We start from the raw sequence: 20,468 nt of genomic DNA, 5'->3' as shown, positions 1-20,468 counted from the left end.
AGCTAGTCGTCCAGGAGGTCGATGAATTCCCGGGCCTGCTTGATGGTGATATCCGAGTGGCGGGTTAAGGCCAGGGCGGCCCCCTCAGTATCTCCGCTTTTGGCAAGGGTCCGGATCCGGCCATAGATTTCGTCGTTGAGCATGTTGCTGCTCACCTCCCGGGTCACGTCGCCTTTGCTGGCGATAGCCCGGTAGCGGTAGGCGAAGCGCTGCGGCGCATCGTCGTCGTCGTCCCTCGGCGTCTGTTCTGCGGCTGGAGCGCGGAAGGGCTGCGGGTGGGCGGCCAGGGCGCCGACGGCGTCACGTGAGGCACGCAGACCCTCTCCCGCGGCTTCGTAGTAGAGCTTGATGGCTGCCATGGCCTGCCCCTGCGCAATGAGGGCATATAGCCTGCGGTGCTCGTCCTCGCTCAGCTTGGCTGCCGCTGCCCGCGCCAGTTCGAGTTGGGTCATAGGGGCCTGGCCAGGGGAGTCTGAGGCGTTGCGTGCCCTGCGGTTCCAGGCGCGGGCGGCCAACAGAACGCCGGCTCCGACAACGGCCAGAATAATGACGGGGATCACTAGCGATTCCATGGTGCTACAGCCGATCTATGTAATTCTTGGCGGTTCTAAGGTCTGAGCGGGTGGCCTCGCGCAGTCTTTTGATGGCTTGAATCTTGTGCCCGCTCCGTGCCAGGGCTTGCAGTTCGAGCTCGAAGTGGGGATTCAGCTGGCCTCCTGGCAGTACCGGAGCGTGGTATCCGCTGCCACTTGAAGCGTGCGCATGCTGCGCCCTGTCCCGGGCATTATCCCTCTGCTGCGACTGCTGTTGCTCGTTTTGGCTGGGACGGGTGGAGGCGTCCACACGTGCCCTTAAGGCCTCTGCAGCTTGAACCTGTTTGGCATAGTGGGCCTGGGAGCGCATGGCAAGATCCAGCTGATACCGTTCGGCATCTGAGATGCCGGGGTTCCGCGGCCTTAAGGCGGTGGAGAGCCCCCATAGAACTGCCGCCAGAATTACGGCGGGCAGTATGACTTGCAGTACATCGCCCATATTTAGAGCTTATGCCAGATGGCTGTTATCCACAGCATATTCCGCGGCTTGCATAAAGGAGGCGCGGCGGCAGGTGTTGAAATGAACGGAGACAAAACGGAGGGCATCGTCCGGGTTGCCGTTTTGCCGCTTCTATGCCTTCCTGCCGAAAGCTTTCCCCAGCGGCCAAGGTGCAAGCTGTGGATGAAGCTTTGGATAAAAAACTTTTCATCCACACCTGCAGTCCGACGTTTTCGCAGGTCAGAGCCCTGATGCTGAGCAAAGATTTTTTGTTTCCACAGCTTCCCCCACAGACTGTGCACAAGCAGGAACAGGTAGTACACAGGTTATCCACAGGCGTGGACAAAGCCCCGCTTGGTGCTTTCTCCCCAGCAGACTACCGTTGCGGAATACCCAAAATTTCGGGTGCCAAAAAGTGTCTTCCTGTACAAAGGATGGCTCACAGCAGGCCATATTTTGGCTTTTTGTGCGCTCTTCTGTGGATAACTCTGTGCCAATGGGGATAACCGAATCAGGGCTGGATCGCAAAAACTGTCGTAGCGGGCTGATACCACTGGCAGAGGGCCCACCGTGAGGTGACACAGTCTTGGTGAAGGCGGTTCGCTTAGGACGGTCTGCTAAAGACATGGCACCGAAGGGCAGATGGTTTACGCGCGGCTGTGTTGGAGTTCTGTGCACACAGCGCACTATGGAGGACGGCAGCTTTGTCAGTTACGCACCTGGACTCAATCGAGGGCACTCGGAGCGCGGAAGGCAGCCGCAAACCGCCCCAGGACATTCCGGCTGAGCAATCGGTACTCGGCGGCATGATGCTGTCCAAGGACGCCATCGCCGACGTCGTCGAGATTCTCCGCGGCCAGGACTTCTACCGGCCCGCCCACGAAACCATCTATGAGGCAGTGATCGACCTCTACGGCCGCGGCGAGCCTGCTGACGCCGTGACGGTATCCGATGAACTGACCAAGCGCGGTGAGATCAACCGCATCGGTGGGCCTGCATATCTCCACGAACTCATTCAGACGGTTCCCACCGCGGCCAACGCCGGCTACTACGCCGAGATCGTTGCCGAACGGGCCGTTCTGCGCCGCCTCGTCAACGCAGGTACCAAGATTGTGCAGCTTGGCTACGGACAGGACGGTGAGGTTGAAGACCTCGTCAACCAGGCCCAGGCCGAGGTTTATGCCGTGGCGGAGCGCCGGACTGCCGAAGACTACGTGGTCCTCAAGGACGTCATGGAGTCGACGGTTGACGAAATCGAGGCCTCGGGTCACCGTGGCGAAGGAATGACAGGGGTGCCTACGGGCTTTTACGAGCTCGACGAGCTGACCCATGGACTTCACCCCGGTCAGATGATTGTCATCGCCGCACGCCCTGCCGTGGGTAAGTCAACGTTCGCGCTGGATTTCGCGCGCTCGGCAGCCATCAAGAACAATCTGGCCACAGTGATGTTCTCGTTGGAAATGGGCCGGAACGAAATCGCCATGAGGCTCCTCTCGGCCGAAGCAACCATCGGCCTCCAGGACCTCCGCAAGGGCACCATCAAGGACGAACAGTGGTCCAAGATCGCCACCACCATGGGTCGGATGAATGATGCCCCCCTGTTCATCGACGACAGTCCCAACATGTCCCTGATGGAGATCCGGGCCAAATGCCGGCGCCTCAAACAGCAGCACGATCTTAAGCTGGTCATCCTTGACTACCTTCAGCTGATGAGCTCGGGCAAAAAAGTGGAGTCCCGCCAGCAGGAAGTATCTGAATTCTCCCGTGCGCTCAAACTTCTCGCAAAGGAACTTCAGGTTCCGGTGATTGCCCTCTCCCAGCTGAACCGTGGATCGGAACAGCGGCAGGACAAGCGGCCCATGGTTTCGGACCTCCGTGAATCAGGATCCATCGAGCAGGATGCCGACATGGTAATTCTGCTGCACCGCGAAGACGTCTATGACAAAGAGTCCCCGCGGGCAGGGGAAGCAGACATCCTGGTGGCGAAGCACCGTAACGGTCCCACCAAGGACATCGTGGTTGCTTTCCAGGGGCACTATTCGCGGTTTGCCAATATGGCAGCCGACGCCGGCGGCGGGTTCTGAGGCCAACAGGTTCTGACAAAAAGGGCTGCCCCGCCAAAACGGTGGGGCAGCCCTTTCAGTTGTTGCTGGTTACGGGCAGCGCTGGCTACCGGGTTCCGGTGTAGGTGATGTCCGGCATCGCGGGCGTTTCCATCCCCACACCAATAAAGAATCCCGGGTGTGGAGGCTGGTTGTAGGAGATGTTCTCCCTGGCAACAGAGAGCCGGTACACGGGATCGTGCATCAGGGTGCGGAGCCGGACGTCTGTGGATGCGGACGTGGTGTAGATCCGGAGTTCCGTGCTGTCCGCTGAGGCCCAGGCGATTTCTTCCCGCCAGTCACCAAGAAGATCAGCCTGGATGGCGGGCGTTCCCTTGGTGCTGTTGTTGGATTTTGCCCCGACGGCCGTGAGCAGCCTGTCGCTTGCCTGGGTCTCCCAGTTCCACTTCGCGATGGTGGGGGTTCCGCTGTTTGAGGTCGCGTTCCAGTCGTGGTCCACAATCTCACGCAGCAGGTCTCCGTCCCACCAGGCGAGGAAGTTGGCGGCCGGGATCTTCTCCGAGAGCAGTTCTCCCTTTGCGGAGCGCAACTGCCCGACAGGTGAGTTCCAGGCGGCGTCTCCTCCGACGGCCCAGCCTTCAGCGCCAGGGTGACGCGGGTCGATGTCGCCCGCAGCGGCCCGTCCCGTGTCCTTGGTTGCGGGGATGCTCCAGATAACTTCACCCGTTCCGGAGTCGCGGAAGGTGGCGCCGCGGTTTCCGCTTGCTCCCATGTCCTCGTGCGCCGCGAACGTCTCCAGGCCGGGCCTGGACGGGTCAAGGTCACTGGTGTGGATGGCGTCTCCGTGGCCCAGGCGGGTGGAGTAGAGCGGTTTGCCGTCGTCGTCGATGGTCATTGAACCGAAAACGAACTCATCCTTGCCGTCGGCGTCCACGTCGGCGACGGACAGGTTGTGGTTCCCCTGCCCTGCATACTGTGAGCCGGCGGAGTCGGAGTCAAAGATCCAGCGTTTGACGATCTTGCCATCCACCAGGTCATACGTGGCGAGAACCGTGCGGGTGTAATAGCCGCGGCTGAACATCATGGAGGGCCGTTCGCCATCGAGGTAAGCCACGGCACCCAGGAAACGGTCAACCCGGTTCCCGTACCCGTCACCCCAGGCTGCGACGTCACCTCGCGGCGGATCGTACTTGACCGTGTCCATGATGGTTCCAGTCTGGCCGTGGAAGACGGTCAGGAATTCGTCGCCGGTCAGGACATACCCGGCGCTGCTGCGGTAATCAGCGTTGGGGTTTCCAATCACTGTTCCCGCGGCGTCCCGGGTTCCGTCAGCCGTCTTCATCGCGACTTCGGCCTTGCCGTCGCCGTCGAAGTCGTAGGCGAGCGGCTGTGTGTAGTGCGCCCCGGCGCGGATGTTGGGACCCATGTTGATCCGCCAGAGTTTGGTGCCATCCATCTTGTAGGCGTCGACGTAGACCGTGCCCGTGTAGCCTGCCTGGGAGTTGTCCCTGGCGTTGGACGGGGACCACATCTGGATGACCTCGTACGTGCCGTCGCCGTCCAGGTCCGCCACCGTGGCATCGCCTGCCGAATAGCTGTAGGGCTGGCCGTCCTTGGTGTAATCGTTGGCCGGCTTGTCCAGCTTGATGGCCAGATAGTCCTGGGCCAGGGGCGTGAACTCCACTGTCAGCTGGTCAGATCCGTTGCCCACTGCTTTGATGATGTATTTGGATGACGCGGTGCCTGCCGCATCCAGATACGTGGTGCTGTCCTTGACGGGATCAACCGTTAGCTGGACGCCGTCACGGATCACGTGGAAACCGATGCTTTGGGGGTCCCGGCCGAGCATCCGCCAGCCCACCCTTACTCCCTGATCGGTCAGTATGGCAACAGGTGCACGGTCCAGATTCTCCATCTGGCGGTTCACAACCGTAACCTTCTCTGTGCCAATCACATCCGAAGGAGCGGACTCCCCGCCCTTGTTGATGGCTGATACCCGGTAGTAGTACCTGATGGTGGTGAGCACCGTAGGGTCAGTAAAGTCCACCTCAGTGGAGCGTCCCACAAAGCTGAACGCGCCTTCCGGGGAGGTCGAACGGTAGACGTGATACGCGGTAGCGCCTGTAACTTTCTGCCACTTCAGGCTCACGCTGGCCTTTTCAATGCCCTTCACGTCCACCTTCGCAGGTGCAGCCGGGAGGGGCGTGTTCGGGTCAGTCAGGGAAACGTCCGCAACGTTGGACGGAACGGACTCCAGGCCGGTGTTGTCAACAGCGGTGACGTGGTACTTGTAGGGAAGTCCGGCGAAGGCGGTGGTGTCCTTGAATCCGGGGGTGGAGACGTTGTCAGCCACCAGAGTCGCCTGGCTTTCGTAAGATGCCTGGCGGAAAACCCGGTAACTTGCTGCGTCCCCTGACGCATCCCAGGCCAGTTCGACGGCGGGAGGCTCGGCTGCCGCGTCGATGCCCGTCGCCCGCAGGTTCGTCGGTCCGATGAGCAGGGGTGTCACTTCAAGCCCGTTCAGCCTCTGGCCGGACCCGCTGATAGTCAGGTTGAGCTGGCCGTCGGTGACGAGGACCTGGTTGATGATTTTTGTGGCCGAGGAGGCCCGGCTGGACGAGACTTGGCCGTAACCTTTCCCCTCTGCGGCGACGTCCGTACGCGTCGAGCCGATCCAGTCGCTGTGGTAGGTCTTCAGCGCATACGTGCCGTTGGGGACGTCCAGCTGGAATTCGAAGCTGGTGCCACTGAGCACGAAGTCGCGAAGCAGTGCGGTGGTGACACTGCCGCGGTCCCGGTCAGAGAGAACGGAGAGATCCTTGAAGCCGAAGCCACGCTCCTTGCTGTACGCCATGGTGCGGTTCACCTCGGTGTAGTTCGGCTCGACGGGGGCACCGACCGGGCCGAAGTCGAACCGGTACTTGGCCTCTTTGGTAGTGACAGTCAAAGGGTCACTGGGTTCGGAATCTCCCTTACCGTTCGTCGCTGTAACGCGAACGGTGTAAGCGGTACCCTCTGCCAGCCCGGCAAGATTCGTGGTGGGGACGGTGGAGGTTGTGGCGAGTTTGTAGGCCGAGTCCGGTTCGGCTGCGAGTTTCCGGTAGATCTTGTAGATGTCAGCGCCTTCAGCAGGCTGCCATTTGAGCAGGGCGCCAGCGTTCGAAACACTCCCCGCGACCAAGCCGGCCGGCTTGGCAGGAACCGCGGCAGGGGGTGTGATTTCCTTGACTCTCGAGGCAAGGGGAACGCTAAGCCCCTTTACGCCACCGGCTACCAGACGGGCGATGTGGATTGCGCCGTATTCCTGGAAGTGGGTGTTGTCCACGGTTCCGTTGGGGCGGTTAGGGTAGACCCCGGCGTCGACGTGCAGGAAAACTGATTTGGTGGCTTCCGGGCCGATTTCGTCATAGTAAGCGCGGCTGAGGGAGGACAGATTAACCAGCGCGACGTTCTCCTCGGCGGCGAGTTCCTTCATCTTTTCAACGTATTCCGGGAAGCTGACATTGAATTTGCCCGTAGCCTCGTCAAAGTCGCGGCGGCCTACCGGGGTCACCAGAACAGGAGTTGCGCCGCGCTGCCGCGCTCCATCGACATAGGTGCGCAGGTATTCCTTATAGTCGGCCGGTGAGGCGTAGCGGTCATCGACGCCTACGGTAGCGTCATTGTGGCCGAACTGGACCATCAGGTAGTCGCCCGGATTGATGACTCTCAGGATCTCGTCCAGGCGGCCCTGGCTGATGAAGTTCTTGGAGCTGCGGCCGCCGATTGCGTGGTTGTAGAACGCGACTTTTTCGTCGAAGTAGCGCCCGATCATCTGGCCCCATCCGGCCTGGGGCACAAAGCCGGGGTCGTAGGTCTGAACAGTTGAGTCGCCGGCAAGATAGACGCCCGGATCGGCAGTTGCGCTGCGGGGTTGGCGGGCAGAGATGACCAGGGAGTTGATCTTGGCGGCGGTTCCGGTGAAGTCCAGGGTCAGTTGACCGTCAATGAGGGAAATAGGGAATTCCATGTCGAGGAACTGACCCGCTGGCTTGTCCGTGAGCTGCACCTTTGCGATTTTTTCAGCCGTGATTCCAATGTTGGTGGCGGCAGCAGAATCACCGGCGATGAGCTTTACTGTGTAGTCCCCGTTAGGCAGGTCCACGAGAAAGCTGCTTCCTTGTGCTTGCACAAAGTCGGAACGCAGAGCATCGGGGGTGCCGCGGTCCTCCCCGGTAGTGGCGGAGGTGTTGGTGAACCCGAATTTTGATTCAGGGCTGTAGGCCAGGGCGGCATTTACCTGCGTGTAGCCCTCTTCCGTGGCACCGGGGCCGAAGTCGAAATGGAATCCAGAGCCCGCAGCCGGAAGCCCGGTTTCGGCATGCACGGCGGGGAGGCCTGTAAAGGCAATGGCTGCCGCGGCGGTGGCTGCCGTGAGAACCTTAGCGCTGCTTCCGGCAGGCCTGGCACGGATCGCGTGGACTGGGGCCGAACTCGGCCGGGACGGCTTGTGCCGGTCTGGGCTCTGTAGCAGCTCGGCTGGCCTGTGTCGGGTTAGGCGTGCGACATCTTGCCCTGGCGGATCTTGAGAGGGGTAGTTCACGAACATCTCCTTTGATGGCGCGTGGATATGCCAAACCACACTGTGGGGCAGTGGAACGTTTCAATCTGCCTTACAGTCTGTCGTTTTCCCAGAACTGAAGGTGCTGCACGGGTGGGGGAGACCTGTGGCATCGGAATGGCGCGGGACCACCATGCATTGGAACCAAGGTTTATCAGTGGATCGTTTCAAACGTCAAGGCCTTTTGGTTCATTCCTGTGAGTTTTTGTTTCTGATCGCACATTTGACGATCGCCCCGGGCCCTGGATCGGAAGGTTTGGCGGGAGCGTTTAACCGGCGAAGGCGGCCCCGCCACCGCAATGGTGACCGGGCCGCCGTCGTCGTAGTTCTGGCCTGTGGGCTTGTCCACTGGAGGCCAGGCCCGCAGGGGCTAAAGCAGGCTAAGCAAGCACGCTGAGTTTGCTGCTGCTCCGGCCAAAGGTGGCGTTGTCCACTGAAAGTCTGCCGGCGCCGGTCAGGGCAACAGCAGCGGCGGCCGTTGCCAGGAGCAGAACCAGCTCGTAGCCGCCATTAGCAGCAAAGACACCCGCGGGGGCGTGAACCAGGACGAGAGCACCGAGCATGTCCAGAGCCAAGAGGGCTGCGAAGACGCGGGTCAGGGCACCAAGAATGAGGGCAATTCCGCCCACCAGTTCCAGGGAGGCCACAACGGGGGCGGCAAGATCGGCAGCGGGAACGCCCATCTTCGCGAAGGAAGCCTGGGTTCCAGTGATGGTGAACTCATTAAACTTCTGCCAGCCATGGGCAGCGAAGAGAAAACCTGCGATAACGCGCAGGGCGGTCAAGGCCGTTGTGGTCAGGGTGGACTGGTTCATATTCTGGTCACCGTTTCGTAGGGGGCCGCACCGTCATTTGATTGACTGCTAAGCCTTGCGGTTGTTTCAGCCTCCGAGTCTTCCCCATCAATACTTGAACTGTCAACTAAATTTCGGTTAACTGTGGCGCAAAGCATGCCGCTAGGCTAAATCCGTGCCAAAAACGCCTTCCGTGACCCGGCCCGAGCCAGTCACCGGTCACCGCCGTGAGATTTTGCGTTTGGCAGTGCCCGCGTTTGGGGCTTTGATCGCCGAGCCGCTGTTCCTCCTTGCGGACTCCGCCATTGTGGGACACCTGGGCGTGGCAGAGCTTGCCGGAGTGGGACTGGCGTCCGCGGTTCTCCACACGGCAGTGGGTCTGATGGTTTTTCTTGCCTACTCCACGACTCCAGCGGTGGCACGGGCCATCGGCGATGGGAAACTCCCGAAGGCACTGGCTGCCGGACGTGATGGAGTGTGGCTTGCTGTTGGACTCGGGACCATCCTTGCTGCCGCGGGGTCTGCCTTCGCAACCCCGGTTCTGGAACTGATGGGAGCCCGCGGAGCAGTCCTGGACTTCGCTGTTGACTACCTGCGCTGGTCGATGCCCGGACTTGTCGCCATGCTGCTCATCTTTGCGGGAACCGGGGTTCTGCGCGGCCTGCAGGACACCAGAACGCCGTTACTTGTGGCTACTGCGGGGTTCGGTTTGAACATCGTCCTGAACCTTGTGCTGGTGTATGGCCTGGGCTTGTCAGTGATGGGTTCGGCCGTAGGTACAAGCATTGCGCAGTGGGCCATGGCCCTCGTGTATGTGGTCAAGCTTCAACGAAAAGGGCGCCAGCACGGGATCTCCCTCCTTCCCAGCTGGAGCGGTATTCGAGCCATGACGACGATCGGTTCCTGGTTGATGCTGCGGACGCTCAGCCTCCGTGTGGCCATCCTGGCGACCGTTCTGGTTGTCACTTCCCAAGGACCCGTAAACCTGGCTGCACACCAGTTGGCCATGACCATCTTCACCTTCTTTGCCTTCGCACTCGATGCCCTCGCCATAGCCGCACAGGCCCTGATCGGCAAGGAACTGGGTGCTGCCCGGGCGGCTAAAGCGCGGCAGTTTACGGCAACCATGGTCCGTTGGGGTGTCGGGTTTGGAGTTCTGACGGGAATCCTGTTGGCGGCAGCGGCCCCCTGGGCTGGCGCTTTGTTCACTTCCGACCACGATGTCCGCTCAGCCCTGACGCTGGCCTTGTGGGTCCTCGCCGTGGGGCAGCCACTGGCCGGATACGTCTTCGTTCTCGATGGAGTCCTCATCGGTGCCGGCGATGCGAAGTACCTGGCAATTGCCGGCGTCGTAAATCTGGTCTTTTATGTGCCGATGCTGCTGGCTGTCGCGTTCTGGGCGGCCGACGGCGTGGCGGGGCTGGTATGGCTCTGGGTTGCCTTTGCGCTGGGCTACATGCTGGCCCGAGCTGTCACACTCGCACTGCGAGCCCGCGGCGACCGCTGGATGGTCCTTGGCTCACACTGACCCACGGGGTCGAGTCCGGTTCAGACGCCCTCCTGGCCGCACTAAACTGGACCCGTGACTCTACCCGCAACTCCTGCCGGACCTGCTGCCCCTGTCCCCTCGGCCGACCTCTGGAAGCCGGTTCTCACGAGGGCAAGTGTTGCGCTGGTGTTCGGTGCGGTGACCATCTTTTGGGCCGAGCCATCAGTGCTCGTCCTTGGCGGTGCCGGAGGGCTGTATCTGGTGGCAACGGGACTGGCGCTCCTGTGGTCGGTCAGAAAAACCGGTTTCAGGCGGGACGAACTGCCGGGCCGGCTCCTTGCGGCAGGTCCATCAATCATGACCGGAGCCGGAGTTGCTTTGCTGTTCCTGCCCGGGGACTTGATGTTCGGAGTATTTGCCGCACTGGCACTGACTGTTGTGGGGGCGGTTGAGCTCTATGTCGGTATCCGCTATCGCCGGCATCCACTGGGGCGGGACTGGGGCATTTCGGGCGTTATTGGCTTGGGAACCGCAGTCGCATTGCCGTTCTTCATCTCCCTCGGCGCGCACGCCCTGCTGGGAGTCGCGGGAGGAGGCGCCATTATTTCCGGTGTTCTGTGGATCCTGGCCGGACTGACGCTCCGCTACGATGCGCGTGCTGTTTCCGCAAAGGCCGTAAACTAGGAACAGGCTTCTACCTCGTGTAGAAATTTTTGTGTTGAACGTGACGACAAGTCAGTGGAGGAATCATCGTGCCAGACCAGAAACCAGGAGAGCCGCGCAACCTGCGGACCTCGGTGAAGGGACCGCTGATGTTCTCTGCGTTCTGGGCTGTGGTGGCGTTTATTGCTGTCCTCATCTTCGCCTCGGGGGGAAGCTCACGCTCGCCCCGTTTTGATCTCGCCCTGACCGGCGCCGGCATTGCTTTCATCGTTACCCTCGTCATCGCCGCCATGCTGTCCATGAGTTACAAGGACAATGCCGAGCACCTGGGTAAAGGATCCGGCGTGAATCTCAGTTCCAAGAAACCCGGCGGTCATGGTGGCTACCGTGCAGGTTCAGGGGACAGTGCTTCCGGAGCCACGGGCGCTGAAACCTCCGACGGGCCGGAAGCCGACAGGCTGTAGCGCTCTCCGTCCGGACGGATCCGTCAGCTGGTTGTCGCAGCCTGGCGGGCGCGGTAGGCCGCAACATGCGCCCGGTTGGCGCAATTTCCGGTATCGCAGTAGCGCTTTGAGCGGTTGCGGCTGAGGTCCAGCACCACGGCGTCGCAATCCTCCGCGGCGCATACCAGCATCCGGTCCATTTCCTTGCTGCGAATGATATCCACCAAGGCCATTGCCGCCTCCGTACTCATCCTGTCTGACAATGGCGCCTCTCGCGTGGTGGCATGGAGATGCCAGTCCCAGCCATCGTGTTTGATCAGTTGGGGGAGGGCGTTCGCCTCACGCAGCAGCCGGTTAACAGTGGCGACGGCGGTGTCCTCGTCTGCCTCCCACACCTCAGCCAGTTGCGTCCGTAGCTCGTGGATGCTGGCCAGTTCGGCCGCGTTACGGGTTCTGGAACCGCTGAACCCCTCAGCTTCCAGGAAGGCGTCCAGCTGCTCAACGGTGGCCAGATGCTCCTCGCCATTGGCAGCGCTGTTGATGAGGTTGACGACTGTGCGGAGAGCCACCTCTGTGTCAGGGGCAAAGATCACCTTGACCCCTTACTGGGACTGAGCGTAATGTAATGACCATTACCCCACTTTACTCCTGACAGGAGGCAGACTGTGCCTGCCGCAAACAACTCCATCCCGGCCACCGCGAAGGACGCACGCCAGCCACGGCCGGCCACGGGCTTTCTGGCTTCCGGCTTGGGAGTTGCCCTGTTTTCCTCAGCAGTTTTTGGCCTTTCAGGTTCGTTCGGCAAAGCTTTGCTTGAAACGGGATGGACTCCCGGCGCCGCTGTTACGGCACGACTTACAGGAGCGGCCCTGATCCTCGCGATCCCTGCCATCCCGGCGCTTCGCGGCCGCTGGCATCAGCTGAAGGACAACTGGATCACCATTCTGCTGTTCGGGTTGATCGGTGTGGCCGCCTGCCAGCTCTTCTACTTCAACGCGGTCGAAAGACTCTCGGTAGGTGTTGCCCTGCTGCTCGAATACCTGGCACCAGTGCTGATCGTGCTGTGGCTATGGGTTGCCAGCCGCCGCCGTCCGCGGCCTCTGACGATTGCCGGCACGTTGCTCTCCCTGGCTGGACTGGTCCTCGTCCTGGATCTCACCGGAGCTGTGAAAATCGACTTCGTCGGAGTTCTGTGGGGGCTGGCGGCGGCTGTTTGCCTTGCCATCTACTTTTTCATCACGGCCAAGGAGAACGACACGCTGCCTCCGATCGTCCTGGCCTCAAGCGGTCTGCTGGTAGGCGCGGCCCTGATGTGGCTCGCCGCCGCGACCGGACTTTTGCCCATGGCTTTCAGCACCGCCGACACAAAACTTGGTCCCTGGGTCACGCCTTGGTGGGTATCGGTGGCGGGATTGGTGGTTCTCGCCACGGTGCTTGCGTACGTTTCCGGCGTTATGGCTGCCCGTGCCCTGGGCTCAAAAGTTGCTTCGTTTGTGTCGCTGACGGAAGTGCTGTTCGCTGTCATCTGGGCGTGGCTGCTGCTGGGTGAACTTCCCGGTCCCATCCAGCTGCTGGGCGGCGCCCTGATTGTGGGCGGCGTGATTCTTGTCCGGCTGGACGAGCTCCGGCTCGCCTCCCAGGTGCAGCCTGATGCGGCGGCGTCCGTTGCTGCCAAGGTTCTCGACCACGCGAACGACGTCGAACCTCTGTGCCGCACCGCTCCCGAATCACTGGCAAAAAAGTAGGCAGACAAAAGGATGGCCCGGATGCTGTGCATCCGGGCCATCCTGTTTTAAAGCCTAGTGGGCGTTGGAAGTGCTTTCCTGAGCCTGGGCGTTGCTCTTTGCCTTCCGGCCGGCTTCGTCAAGCGCCTGAATGACCTTGCTCAGCGCGGCGGTGTGCTCCCCGTTCCAGTCGTTCTTGAAAGCCTCGGCGTCCGGGCCCTTCCAGTCGACGCCCTGGACGGCACTCGTAAGCTGAGACTTGGTGTTCCGGATCTCCTCTGATCCCCGCTGCAGCTTGTTGCCCAATTCCCGCAGCGACTGTACGTCTGCACCCCAAATAGCCATGATTATCTCCTTCTTTTCAACGGATTCGATTCAACAATCGGCATCCCCAGCGGCCTCCGGCTGATCCGGAAGATCCATTACCTAGAAGCTATCCCGCATCCCAAAGAGTGTCGATGGGCACCGCTCCCCATACACTGCTCCCCATTTCTTGCCGGCATTGCGTGTTATCCGGGTGGCGGATGAGGGGCGTGGACGTGGCTTCGGGGTCGATCCTAGGCGTTCCAGAGCCTAGCATGGAGCTATGTGCCGCAATATCAGGACCCTGCATAACTTTGAACCGCACGCCACACCGGATGAGGTTCAGGCCGCCGCGCTCCAGTACGTGCGCAAGATCAGCGGGAGCACCAAGCCGTCCAAGGCCAATGAAGAGGCCTTCAACCGGGCTGTGCACGAGATCGCCCACATCACTGAGCACCTCCTCGACGCCCTGGTGACGCATGCCCCGGCGAAGGACCGTGCCGAAGAAGCTGCCAAAGCGAGGGCGAAGGCTGCCATCCGTTACGGCACCGCCTGATCCCCGTCGTGTAGACCTTATCCGGGTTGGGAATCCGCAGCGCCGAAACGACGCAGCCTCAGCGAGTTCGCCACCACCAGCACGGAGCTGGCAGCCATGGCTGCGCCCGCGATCATGGGGTTAAGGAGGCCCAAGGCGGCTACCGGGATCCCCACCGCGTTGTAGAAGAACGCCCAGAACAGGTTCGTTTTGATGGTGGACAGGGTGCGTCGCGAGAGCTCAATTGCCTGGGCCACCTGCCCGAGGTCGTTACCCATCACGGTGAGATCTGCCGCCTCGATGGCAACGTCGGTTCCCGAACCCATAGCAATGCCAAGATCAGCCTGTGCCAGTGCAGCGGCGTCGTTCACGCCATCGCCGGCCATGGCCACTGTTGCGCCGGCAGCCTGCAGTTGGCGGACAGCCTCGACTTTCCCCTCGGGTGTAACGCCCGCGTACACGTCGTCAGGATGAATCCCGACGGCGGCAGCCACCTGAGCGGCCACGGCAGTGTTATCGCCGGTCAGCAGGACCGGGCGCAAGCCGAGGTTCCGCAGCCGCTCGATGGCGACGGCGGAACCGGGCTTGATGGTGTCACGCAGGGCGACAATGCCTGCCACTTCTCCATCCACCGCCACCCAGATGACGGTGGCACCCGACTCCTCGGCGGTCCTGAGGGCGTTCCCCTGCGCCGAAGACACAGACATGCCGTTCTCCTGGAGCCAACCGGTGCGGCCGGCCAACACTTTGTGTCCGTCAACCGTTCCCAGGACTCCTCCGCCGGGAGCGGAGGCGAAGTGCTCGACGGCGGGTAACCGGCCAGCGTCGTCGTTACCCGTCGGAAGTGAAGTGCTGTCAGCCGGCCGTCCGGCTCCAACAGTAGAGCGCGCCGCGGCGGCAATGGCATGGGCGATCGGGTGCTCTGACGCAGCCTCCACAGCGCCGGCCATGAGCAGAACGTCTGCTTCTGAAAGTGCGCCGAATGCCTGCACCGAGTCCACCGCAAGTTGACCCGTGGTGACCGTTCCGGTTTTGTCCAGCAGGATAGTGTCCACTGTCCTGGTGTCCTCGAGGACCTGCGGGCCCCTGATCAAGATGCCCAGCTGAGCCCCGCGGCCAGTGCCTGTCAGCAGTCCGACCGGCGTTGCGAGTCCGAGGGCACAGGGGCATGCGATGACCAGGACTGCGACGGCGGCCGTAAAGGCTGCCCGTACCTCGTGGTCTGAGATCTGGGGACCGGCAGCCAGCAGCCACAGCCCGAACGTGACTGCTGCGATTATCAGAACGACGGGTACAAACACGGAACTGATTCGGTCCGCGAGGCGTGCGATTGGCGCTTTTCCGGTCTGGGCCTGGGAAACGAGCCGTCCCATCTGGGCCAAGGTGGTCTCAGAGCCCACACGGGTGGCACGCACCAAAAGGCGCCCGGAAGTGTTGATTGTGGCACCCGTAACCAGACTGCCCGGAGCCACCTCCACCGGCACCGATTCGCCAGTGACCAAGGAGGCGTCAACGGCAGATACTCCATCAATCACCTCGCCGTCAGTGGCAATTTTCTCGCCCGGCCGGACGACGACAACGTCCCCCACCACGAGTTGGTCGGCTGGGATGCGGTATTCGGCTCCACCTTCGAGCACTGTTGCATCCTTGGCGCCCAGGTTCATCAGCGCCCGGAGGGCATCCCCGGCTTTTTGCTTTGCATTCGCTTCCAGGCACCTGCCGAGCAGGAGGAAGGTGGTGACCACTGACGCGACTTCGAAATAGAGCCCGCCTGCTTCCATCTCCGCCATGCCGACGTGTTCGGTCATACGAGGGTCCATCAGCAATTGCCAGGCCGAGAAGACGTAGGCGGCAATAACTCCGATGGAAACCAGGGTGTCCATGGTGGAGGCGAAGTGGCGGGCGTTGATGGCGGCAGCCCGATGGAAAGGCCAGGCGGCCCAGCTGACAACAGGCAGAGCGAGAACACCCACAACCCAGCCCCAGTTGGCGAACTGGAAAGCCGGAAACATCGAAATCACGAACACCGGGACGGTCAGGATGGCCGCGACGATCAGTCTGGGTTTGAGAACCTCCGCGCCCCCACCGGTCACATGCCCGGCATGCTCGGTCGGAACCGAAACCTCGTCTCTTTCGGGCTCGACGCTGCCTGAACGCCTTGCCCGACGGATGCTCGCTTTGTAACCCGCCGATGCTACCTGGGCCGTGATCTGTTCGTCTGTGATGCCGTCCGGAACTGTGACGTGGGCGGACTCCAGCGGCAGGTTGACTGAGGCCTCCACGCCGTCGAGCTTGCCGAGCTTCCGTTCCACGCGGCTGACGCAGGACGCGCAGGTCATCCCCTGGATATCAAGTTCAATCACCCGGCTTCCGGGTTGGTTCAGCAGTTGCTCGTTACTCACGGTGTGTCCTCGGGGATTGGTGGTTCAGGCTGAAGCGGGCGTGGCGGAATCGCGGGAGCCGTATGCTCTCAGGCGTTAGTAGCCACTACCAGGTATCCGGCTTCCGCCACAGCCTCTCCGACCTCCGACGCCGAAAGCTCCCTTTCGGAAGTCACAGTGACGGTGGAGATGCCTCCGGCGTTGAGGTCGACGTCGACGTTTTCCACGCCGTCCAATGACTCCAGTTCCTCGCTGACGGCTGAGACACAGTGGCCGCAGGTCATGCCGGATACGTTGACGATGGTGGAAACGGGGCTCATGGTTGGGTCCTTCTCGTTGGAGTCAGCCGGCGTGCTGTGGTTCATCAGCCGGATGGTGTGATGGGTTTGATTGCCGCTACCGCAGCAGGCGCCCGATGGCATCGGTGGCCTCCTTGACCTTGAATTCGATGGCTTCTGCACGCAAAGCAGCGTCAGGCTCACCAGCGGCGCCTACGACGCAATGCCCAATGTGCTCCTCAACCAATCCAAGGCTGACGGCATGCAAGGCCTTCGTAACAGCAGAAACCTGAGTCAGGATGTCAATGCAGTACTTGTCTTCATCCACCATCCGCGCGATTCCGCGGACCTGCCCTTCGATGCGCTTGAGCCGGCGCAAATACGCCTCCTTATTGGAGGTGTAGCCGTGTTGATGCTGAGACTCTGCGTCCGCAAGGCCCGTGACAGCTTCTTCAGGTGCGTTCATACAATCAAGCTATACCCCATGGGGGTATGGGTCAAGTACCCCCTAGGGGTATGTGCACCGATCGTTGGACAAAAAGGAGCTCCGGAGTGCGTTATTGGGGGATACGCACTCCGGAGCCGTCTATGGGCAGGCTCTTCTTTGTGCCTGCGAATTCCAGCATACTGTCCGACGTCGGTGCATGCCAGCACCGAGAATTACTACTTTCACTTTATTTACATTTGCGCTTCAGAGACCTGGGGGAGACCAAGATAACCCGCGCTGACTGAGTGCAAGTTAAGTGAGCGGACTGGTGGGGGTGCTATTCCGGGAGTTCCCTGTGCGCCCCAAGGTGGGGAGGCACAACCAGGACAGGGTGCTCTTGATGGTGGCTGAGCCAGGCGGCTACCGAACCGTTAAGCACCTCGGAGATTCTGTGAACGAGTCCACGTTCACTGGTTCCCACGATAATCATGGAAGCATGGGCCTCTGCGGCCAGCCTGCCCAGAGCGCGGGCGGGATCACCGGCAAGGATCCGCAAGGACCACGTAATGCCTTTGTCCTCGCAAGCGGCGGATACCCTGGTTTGCAAATCCTCTGTCACAGAGCGGATTTCGGCGTCGTCCGCGTCGGGGTGCAAGGACAGCCTGTGAGCGGAGCGGGCAGGATCCCATTCCACCAGGTAGCTTGCCTCGTCCACGTAACTGCAGATCAAGTGAGCATCGAGCTTCACGGCCAGGGCGGCGGCCGTATTCAGCACCTCAGGGTGCTGTCCGGGAAGGACGCCGACCACCAAGGGCTGGCTGTTGGAAGGTTCCGGGGACATACCCTCATTGTGGCCCTGTCGATCCAGCTTGAAAAGCAATATCGACGATTGTCAATGTTGTGCATAATGGAGCTATGACTGCAGTCCAAATACTCCAGGCGTCCTCCGGTATCCGCGTGCGGCAGATGTCCCGTTCCGATTGGTCGTCGGTGGAGCGTATTTATGCTGCCGGCATCTTAGGTGGCAATGCCACGTTTGACGCTACCACCCCTACTGAAGATGACTTTTACAGCCGGCGGATCCCGGGCCTGAGTCTTGTGGCAGAGGACGACGGCGGCATCATGGGTTGGGCGGCTGCGGCCCCCACATCGAGCCGCCCCGTCTACTCAGGTGTCGTGGACTACTCCGTTTACGTAGATATCGAATCCAGTGGACGGGGAGTAGCCCGGGCACTGCTGGAAGCTCTCTGCGCATGCGCGCGTGACCTCGGCTACTGGAGCATCCAGGCGTCTGTGTTCCCGGAGAATGCAGGAAGCATCGCCCTGCATCACAAAGCCGGCTTCCGGGAGGTGGGGCGGATGGAGCGAATCGCCCTGATGAATCACGGGCCGTTCGCGGGCCAGTGGCGGGACACGGTGATCTTCCAGAAGCGGCTCTAGGCGTGGAGTGACAGGAATCAGCGTCGTGAATTGTCCTGGAAAAACGATGTGCAGGCAACGGGTAACAAACCATACGAGCTTGTCACCGCTCCTGATGGCGGCCGCCGGATTGCGGTCTCGACTCCGCTGGACGCCTGCAATCCGGACCAATCCGAGGGCACTGGACAGCAGGCTTAGGCAGCGTCCGGTTCCGGATAGTTGTCCTGCCGGGACATTGTCCGCTGCCGCCAACGGGCCTAACGTTGAGGCATAGGAGAGGTGGGCATTGATGCAAATCTTTATGTGGTGGCTTGATCTGGATCTTGACAGCAAAGAATGGCTCCGCGAGAATCTGCGGGCCGAGGAACTCCCGCTTCCGGTTCTTCAGGGGATTGCCGAAGCAGGCGGACCGCACCCCGGCTCGCCCAGGAATGTACTGACTGAAGCCGACTGGGACTTCATCGAGACGCAATCGGAGTTCGTCGACTGATCTGCCGCCGCAGGTGCTTGGAAACCATTGCCTCCTTCCGGCCGGAGTGGTTGCATGGTGGGCATGGCAACCGCAGAACGTTATCTCTTGGCGATCGGAACCAAAAAAGGCCTCTGGCTGGCCAACAGCCCGGACCGGAAGCAATGGTCTCTTTCCGGCCCCCATTTCCTCATGAGTGAGATTCCCAGCATCGGAATCGACACTCGGGACGCCCGGACCAGGATCATGGTGGGTGTTCGCTCTGAGCATTGGGGACCAACCGTCGCCCATTCCGATGACCTTGGTGAAACCTGGACTGAGCCCGAGCAAGGGGCCATAAAGTTTCCCGAGGGCACCGATGCGGCCTTGGAGCGTATCTGGCAGATTTACCCTGATGCAGACTCCCGTCCGGGTGTCGTCTGGGCTGGTGCCGAGCCCATTTCGGTTTGGAAATCTACCGACGGCGGCGAGCACTTCGAGCTGAATCGGGGGCTGTGGGACCATCCCCACCGTGGAGAATGGGGAGCCGGCTACGGTGGCGCGGCCGCCCACTCCATCGTGGTCAATCCATCCGGGGACAACGTTCATGTGGCCATGAGTACCGGGGGTGTTTACCGCTCGCTCGACGCCGGAAGCTCCTGGGAGCCCAGGAATAAGGGTATTTCCGCCTATTTCATGCCGGATCCCAATCCTGAATTCGGTCAATGCGTCCACAAGATAGCTGCTGATCCCGCCGTCGAGGGCCGCTTGTACGCGCAAAACCACCACGGCGTCTACCGGACGGATGACAACGGAGACTCGTGGGAGTCCATCGCGGACGGGCTCCCGGCCGACTTCGGATTCGTGATGCTGTCGCATCCGCGCAGGGAGGGTACCGCCTGGGTGGTTCCCCTCAAGGCCGACGGCGAGAGAATTCCGCCGGATGGAAACCTCGCCGTGCACCGGACCGACGACGCCGGCAGTTCCTGGAAACGTTTGGATTCCGGGTTGCCGGACGGCGAATACAACGCGGTGCTCCGTGACGCTGCCTCCGTGGATTCCGCGGAACCCGCCGGGGTGTACTTCGGAACCCGCGGCGGTTCGGTCTATGCCAGTGCCGATGAGGGCGAAACGTTCACCGAGGTCGCATCGCATTTGCCCGACGTGTTGTGCGTGCGGGCCGCGGTAGTTGCCCAGACGGGGTAAGGAACCAGGCGAGGATTCCTAAGGTGAGTCAATGACTGAGATCAGCGTTCTGTTGCCCAGCGTTCTGCAGCCACTCGCCGGCGGGCAGTCCGTACTGACTGCGCCCGTAGACAGAGCGGTTACTGTGGCGTCGCTGCTGGACGTGGTGACCGGGGATTATCCGGTGCTCGGAAGGCGGCTGCGGGATGAAACCGGTGCCCTCCGCCGCTACGTGAATATTTACGTGAACGGGGATGAGGTCCGGCGTCTGCAGGGTCTTGATACAAAGGTGGCTGCTGGCCAGGAAGTGCTGGTCATCCAGTCCGTGGCCGGCGGCTGAGCTGCCGGCGGAAGGGTTGAGCTGTCAACGGAAGCCGCAAAGTGCCTCAAGCAACCCGCCACACACTGCATTCATCTGCGCTGATTGCCTTACGCATTCCGCTGACGTGGTCCATGATCCACACGACGCCGATCCCTGGCGCTGTCTCCTGAACCCTCCCTCGGCGGATTACGACGTCGTCATAGCCGGGACCTACTGAGAGGCGGGCTTCAATCTCGTCGCCACGATGCAACTGGTCGAGGGCACGAACGCGGGTTATGTGGGCTCTGGCTTCCTTCAACATTGCTGGCCTCCTGGTTGGAGCTGGCGCCGGCTGTTCCGGCACTTCCAGTGTGCCGCCCCAT

Annotated in this window: 21 protein-coding genes; 10 read left to right on the top strand and 11 right to left on the bottom strand. The window is 61.4% G+C overall.

What is annotated here, in order from left to right; all coding sequences use genetic code 11:
• Positions 1 to 2: 2 nt before the first annotated feature.
• Both RIN13_RS06020 and RIN13_RS06015 read right to left on the bottom strand, forming a co-directional pair.
• Positions 3 to 572, bottom strand: coding sequence for a hypothetical protein (locus tag RIN13_RS06020; RefSeq protein WP_309106429.1), 570 nt, complete (start codon positions 570 to 572; stop codon positions 3 to 5).
• 4 nt (positions 573 to 576) lie between these two features.
• Positions 577 to 1,032: a hypothetical protein gene (locus RIN13_RS06015; RefSeq protein WP_309106428.1), complete on the bottom strand. Its 456-nt coding sequence runs from the start codon at positions 1,030 to 1,032 to the stop codon at positions 577 to 579.
• A gap of 704 nt (positions 1,033 to 1,736) precedes the next feature.
• Here RIN13_RS06015 and dnaB point away from each other — a divergent pair.
• Positions 1,737 to 3,116: a replicative DNA helicase gene (gene dnaB / locus RIN13_RS06010; RefSeq protein ID WP_247041818.1), complete on the top strand. Its 1,380-nt coding sequence runs from the start codon at positions 1,737 to 1,739 to the stop codon at positions 3,114 to 3,116.
• An 85-nt stretch (positions 3,117 to 3,201) separates the two neighbouring features.
• Here the strand turns inward: dnaB and RIN13_RS06005 are convergent, their stop codons facing one another.
• Together RIN13_RS06005 and RIN13_RS06000 are read right to left on the bottom strand one after the other, a co-directional pair.
• Positions 3,202 to 7,677 carry a fibronectin type III domain-containing protein gene (locus RIN13_RS06005; protein ID WP_309106427.1) on the bottom strand — a complete coding sequence of 1,492 codons (4,476 nt, stop codon included), beginning with the start codon at positions 7,675 to 7,677 and terminating at the stop codon, positions 3,202 to 3,204.
• Positions 7,678 to 8,075: 398 nt separating this feature from the next.
• Positions 8,076 to 8,510 carry a DoxX family protein gene (locus RIN13_RS06000; RefSeq protein ID WP_309106426.1) on the bottom strand — a complete coding sequence of 145 codons (435 nt, stop codon included), beginning with the start codon at positions 8,508 to 8,510 and terminating at the stop codon, positions 8,076 to 8,078.
• Between the two features lie 154 nt (positions 8,511 to 8,664).
• Here RIN13_RS06000 and RIN13_RS05995 point away from each other — a divergent pair, with 154 nt between their 5' ends.
• The 3 genes from RIN13_RS05995 (at position 8,665) to RIN13_RS05985 (ending at position 11,105) form a co-directional block, all read left to right on the top strand.
• Positions 8,665 to 10,017, top strand: coding sequence for an MATE family efflux transporter (locus RIN13_RS05995; RefSeq protein ID WP_309106425.1), 1,353 nt, complete (start codon positions 8,665 to 8,667; stop codon positions 10,015 to 10,017).
• Between the two features lie 54 nt (positions 10,018 to 10,071).
• Positions 10,072 to 10,662 (top strand): hypothetical protein, encoded by a 591-nt coding sequence (locus RIN13_RS05990; protein WP_309106424.1) that lies wholly within the window; start codon positions 10,072 to 10,074, stop codon positions 10,660 to 10,662.
• Positions 10,663 to 10,730: 68 nt separating this feature from the next.
• On the top strand, positions 10,731 to 11,105 hold the full coding sequence (locus RIN13_RS05985; RefSeq protein ID WP_309106423.1) for a hypothetical protein: 375 nt from the start codon (positions 10,731 to 10,733) through the stop codon (positions 11,103 to 11,105).
• Positions 11,106 to 11,128: 23 nt separating this feature from the next.
• Here RIN13_RS05985 and RIN13_RS05980 read toward each other — a convergent pair whose 3' ends face one another.
• Positions 11,129 to 11,677 carry a CGNR zinc finger domain-containing protein gene (locus RIN13_RS05980; protein ID WP_309106422.1) on the bottom strand — a complete coding sequence of 183 codons (549 nt, stop codon included), beginning with the start codon at positions 11,675 to 11,677 and terminating at the stop codon, positions 11,129 to 11,131.
• 72 nt (positions 11,678 to 11,749) lie between these two features.
• Here RIN13_RS05980 and RIN13_RS05975 point away from each other — a divergent pair, with 72 nt between their 5' ends.
• A complete protein-coding gene (locus tag RIN13_RS05975) occupies positions 11,750 to 12,829 on the top strand; it encodes a DMT family transporter (protein ID WP_375164730.1) in 1,080 nt (359 codons plus the stop codon).
• 54 nt (positions 12,830 to 12,883) lie between these two features.
• On the opposite strand, the gene RIN13_RS05970 is transcribed toward RIN13_RS05975, so the two are convergent.
• Positions 12,884 to 13,153, bottom strand: a complete 270-nt coding sequence (locus RIN13_RS05970) for a WXG100 family type VII secretion target (protein ID WP_309106421.1) — start codon at positions 13,151 to 13,153, stop codon at positions 12,884 to 12,886.
• A 241-nt stretch (positions 13,154 to 13,394) separates the two neighbouring features.
• On the opposite strand from RIN13_RS05970, the gene RIN13_RS05965 reads away from it, so the two are divergent.
• Entirely contained in the window at positions 13,395 to 13,667 is a 273-nt protein-coding gene (locus RIN13_RS05965; protein ID WP_247048560.1) for a DUF2277 domain-containing protein, read from the top strand.
• A gap of 17 nt (positions 13,668 to 13,684) precedes the next feature.
• On the opposite strand, the gene RIN13_RS05960 is transcribed toward RIN13_RS05965, so the two are convergent.
• The 4 genes from RIN13_RS05960 to RIN13_RS05945 form a co-directional block, all read right to left on the bottom strand.
• Complete coding sequence (locus RIN13_RS05960) at positions 13,685 to 16,048, bottom strand: heavy metal translocating P-type ATPase (RefSeq protein WP_309106420.1); 2,364 nt, start codon at positions 16,046 to 16,048, stop codon at positions 13,685 to 13,687.
• A gap of 68 nt (positions 16,049 to 16,116) precedes the next feature.
• Positions 16,117 to 16,347: a cation transporter gene (locus tag RIN13_RS05955; protein WP_309106465.1), complete on the bottom strand. Its 231-nt coding sequence runs from the start codon at positions 16,345 to 16,347 to the stop codon at positions 16,117 to 16,119.
• Positions 16,348 to 16,423: 76 nt separating this feature from the next.
• Positions 16,424 to 16,771 carry a metal-sensitive transcriptional regulator gene (locus tag RIN13_RS05950; protein WP_309106419.1) on the bottom strand — a complete coding sequence of 116 codons (348 nt, stop codon included), beginning with the start codon at positions 16,769 to 16,771 and terminating at the stop codon, positions 16,424 to 16,426.
• Between the two features lie 298 nt (positions 16,772 to 17,069).
• Entirely contained in the window at positions 17,070 to 17,573 is a 504-nt protein-coding gene (locus tag RIN13_RS05945) for a universal stress protein (protein ID WP_309106418.1), read from the bottom strand.
• 74 nt (positions 17,574 to 17,647) lie between these two features.
• On the opposite strand from RIN13_RS05945, the gene RIN13_RS05940 reads away from it, so the two are divergent.
• The 4 genes from RIN13_RS05940 (at position 17,648) to RIN13_RS05925 (ending at position 20,124) form a co-directional block, all read left to right on the top strand.
• A complete protein-coding gene (locus tag RIN13_RS05940) occupies positions 17,648 to 18,172 on the top strand; it encodes an N-acetyltransferase family protein (RefSeq protein ID WP_309106417.1) in 525 nt (174 codons plus the stop codon).
• Between the two features lie 268 nt (positions 18,173 to 18,440).
• A complete protein-coding gene (locus RIN13_RS05935; protein WP_309106416.1) occupies positions 18,441 to 18,641 on the top strand; it encodes a hypothetical protein in 201 nt (66 codons plus the stop codon).
• Between the two features lie 54 nt (positions 18,642 to 18,695).
• Positions 18,696 to 19,805: an exo-alpha-sialidase gene (locus RIN13_RS05930; RefSeq protein WP_309106415.1), complete on the top strand. Its 1,110-nt coding sequence runs from the start codon at positions 18,696 to 18,698 to the stop codon at positions 19,803 to 19,805.
• Between the two features lie 31 nt (positions 19,806 to 19,836).
• Entirely contained in the window at positions 19,837 to 20,124 is a 288-nt protein-coding gene (locus RIN13_RS05925) for a MoaD/ThiS family protein (RefSeq protein WP_309106414.1), read from the top strand.
• A gap of 46 nt (positions 20,125 to 20,170) precedes the next feature.
• On the opposite strand, the gene RIN13_RS05920 is transcribed toward RIN13_RS05925, so the two are convergent.
• Positions 20,171 to 20,407, bottom strand: a complete 237-nt coding sequence (locus tag RIN13_RS05920; protein WP_309106413.1) for a hypothetical protein — start codon at positions 20,405 to 20,407, stop codon at positions 20,171 to 20,173.
• Positions 20,408 to 20,468 lie beyond the last annotated feature (61 nt).

It is taken from the genome of Arthrobacter sp. (assembly GCF_031179985.1).
In the GTDB taxonomy this organism is placed as follows: Bacteria; Actinomycetota; Actinomycetes; order Actinomycetales; family Micrococcaceae; genus Arthrobacter.
The sequence above is the reverse complement of the archived record's forward strand: the minus strand, read 5'-3'. Positions and strand labels throughout refer to the sequence as shown.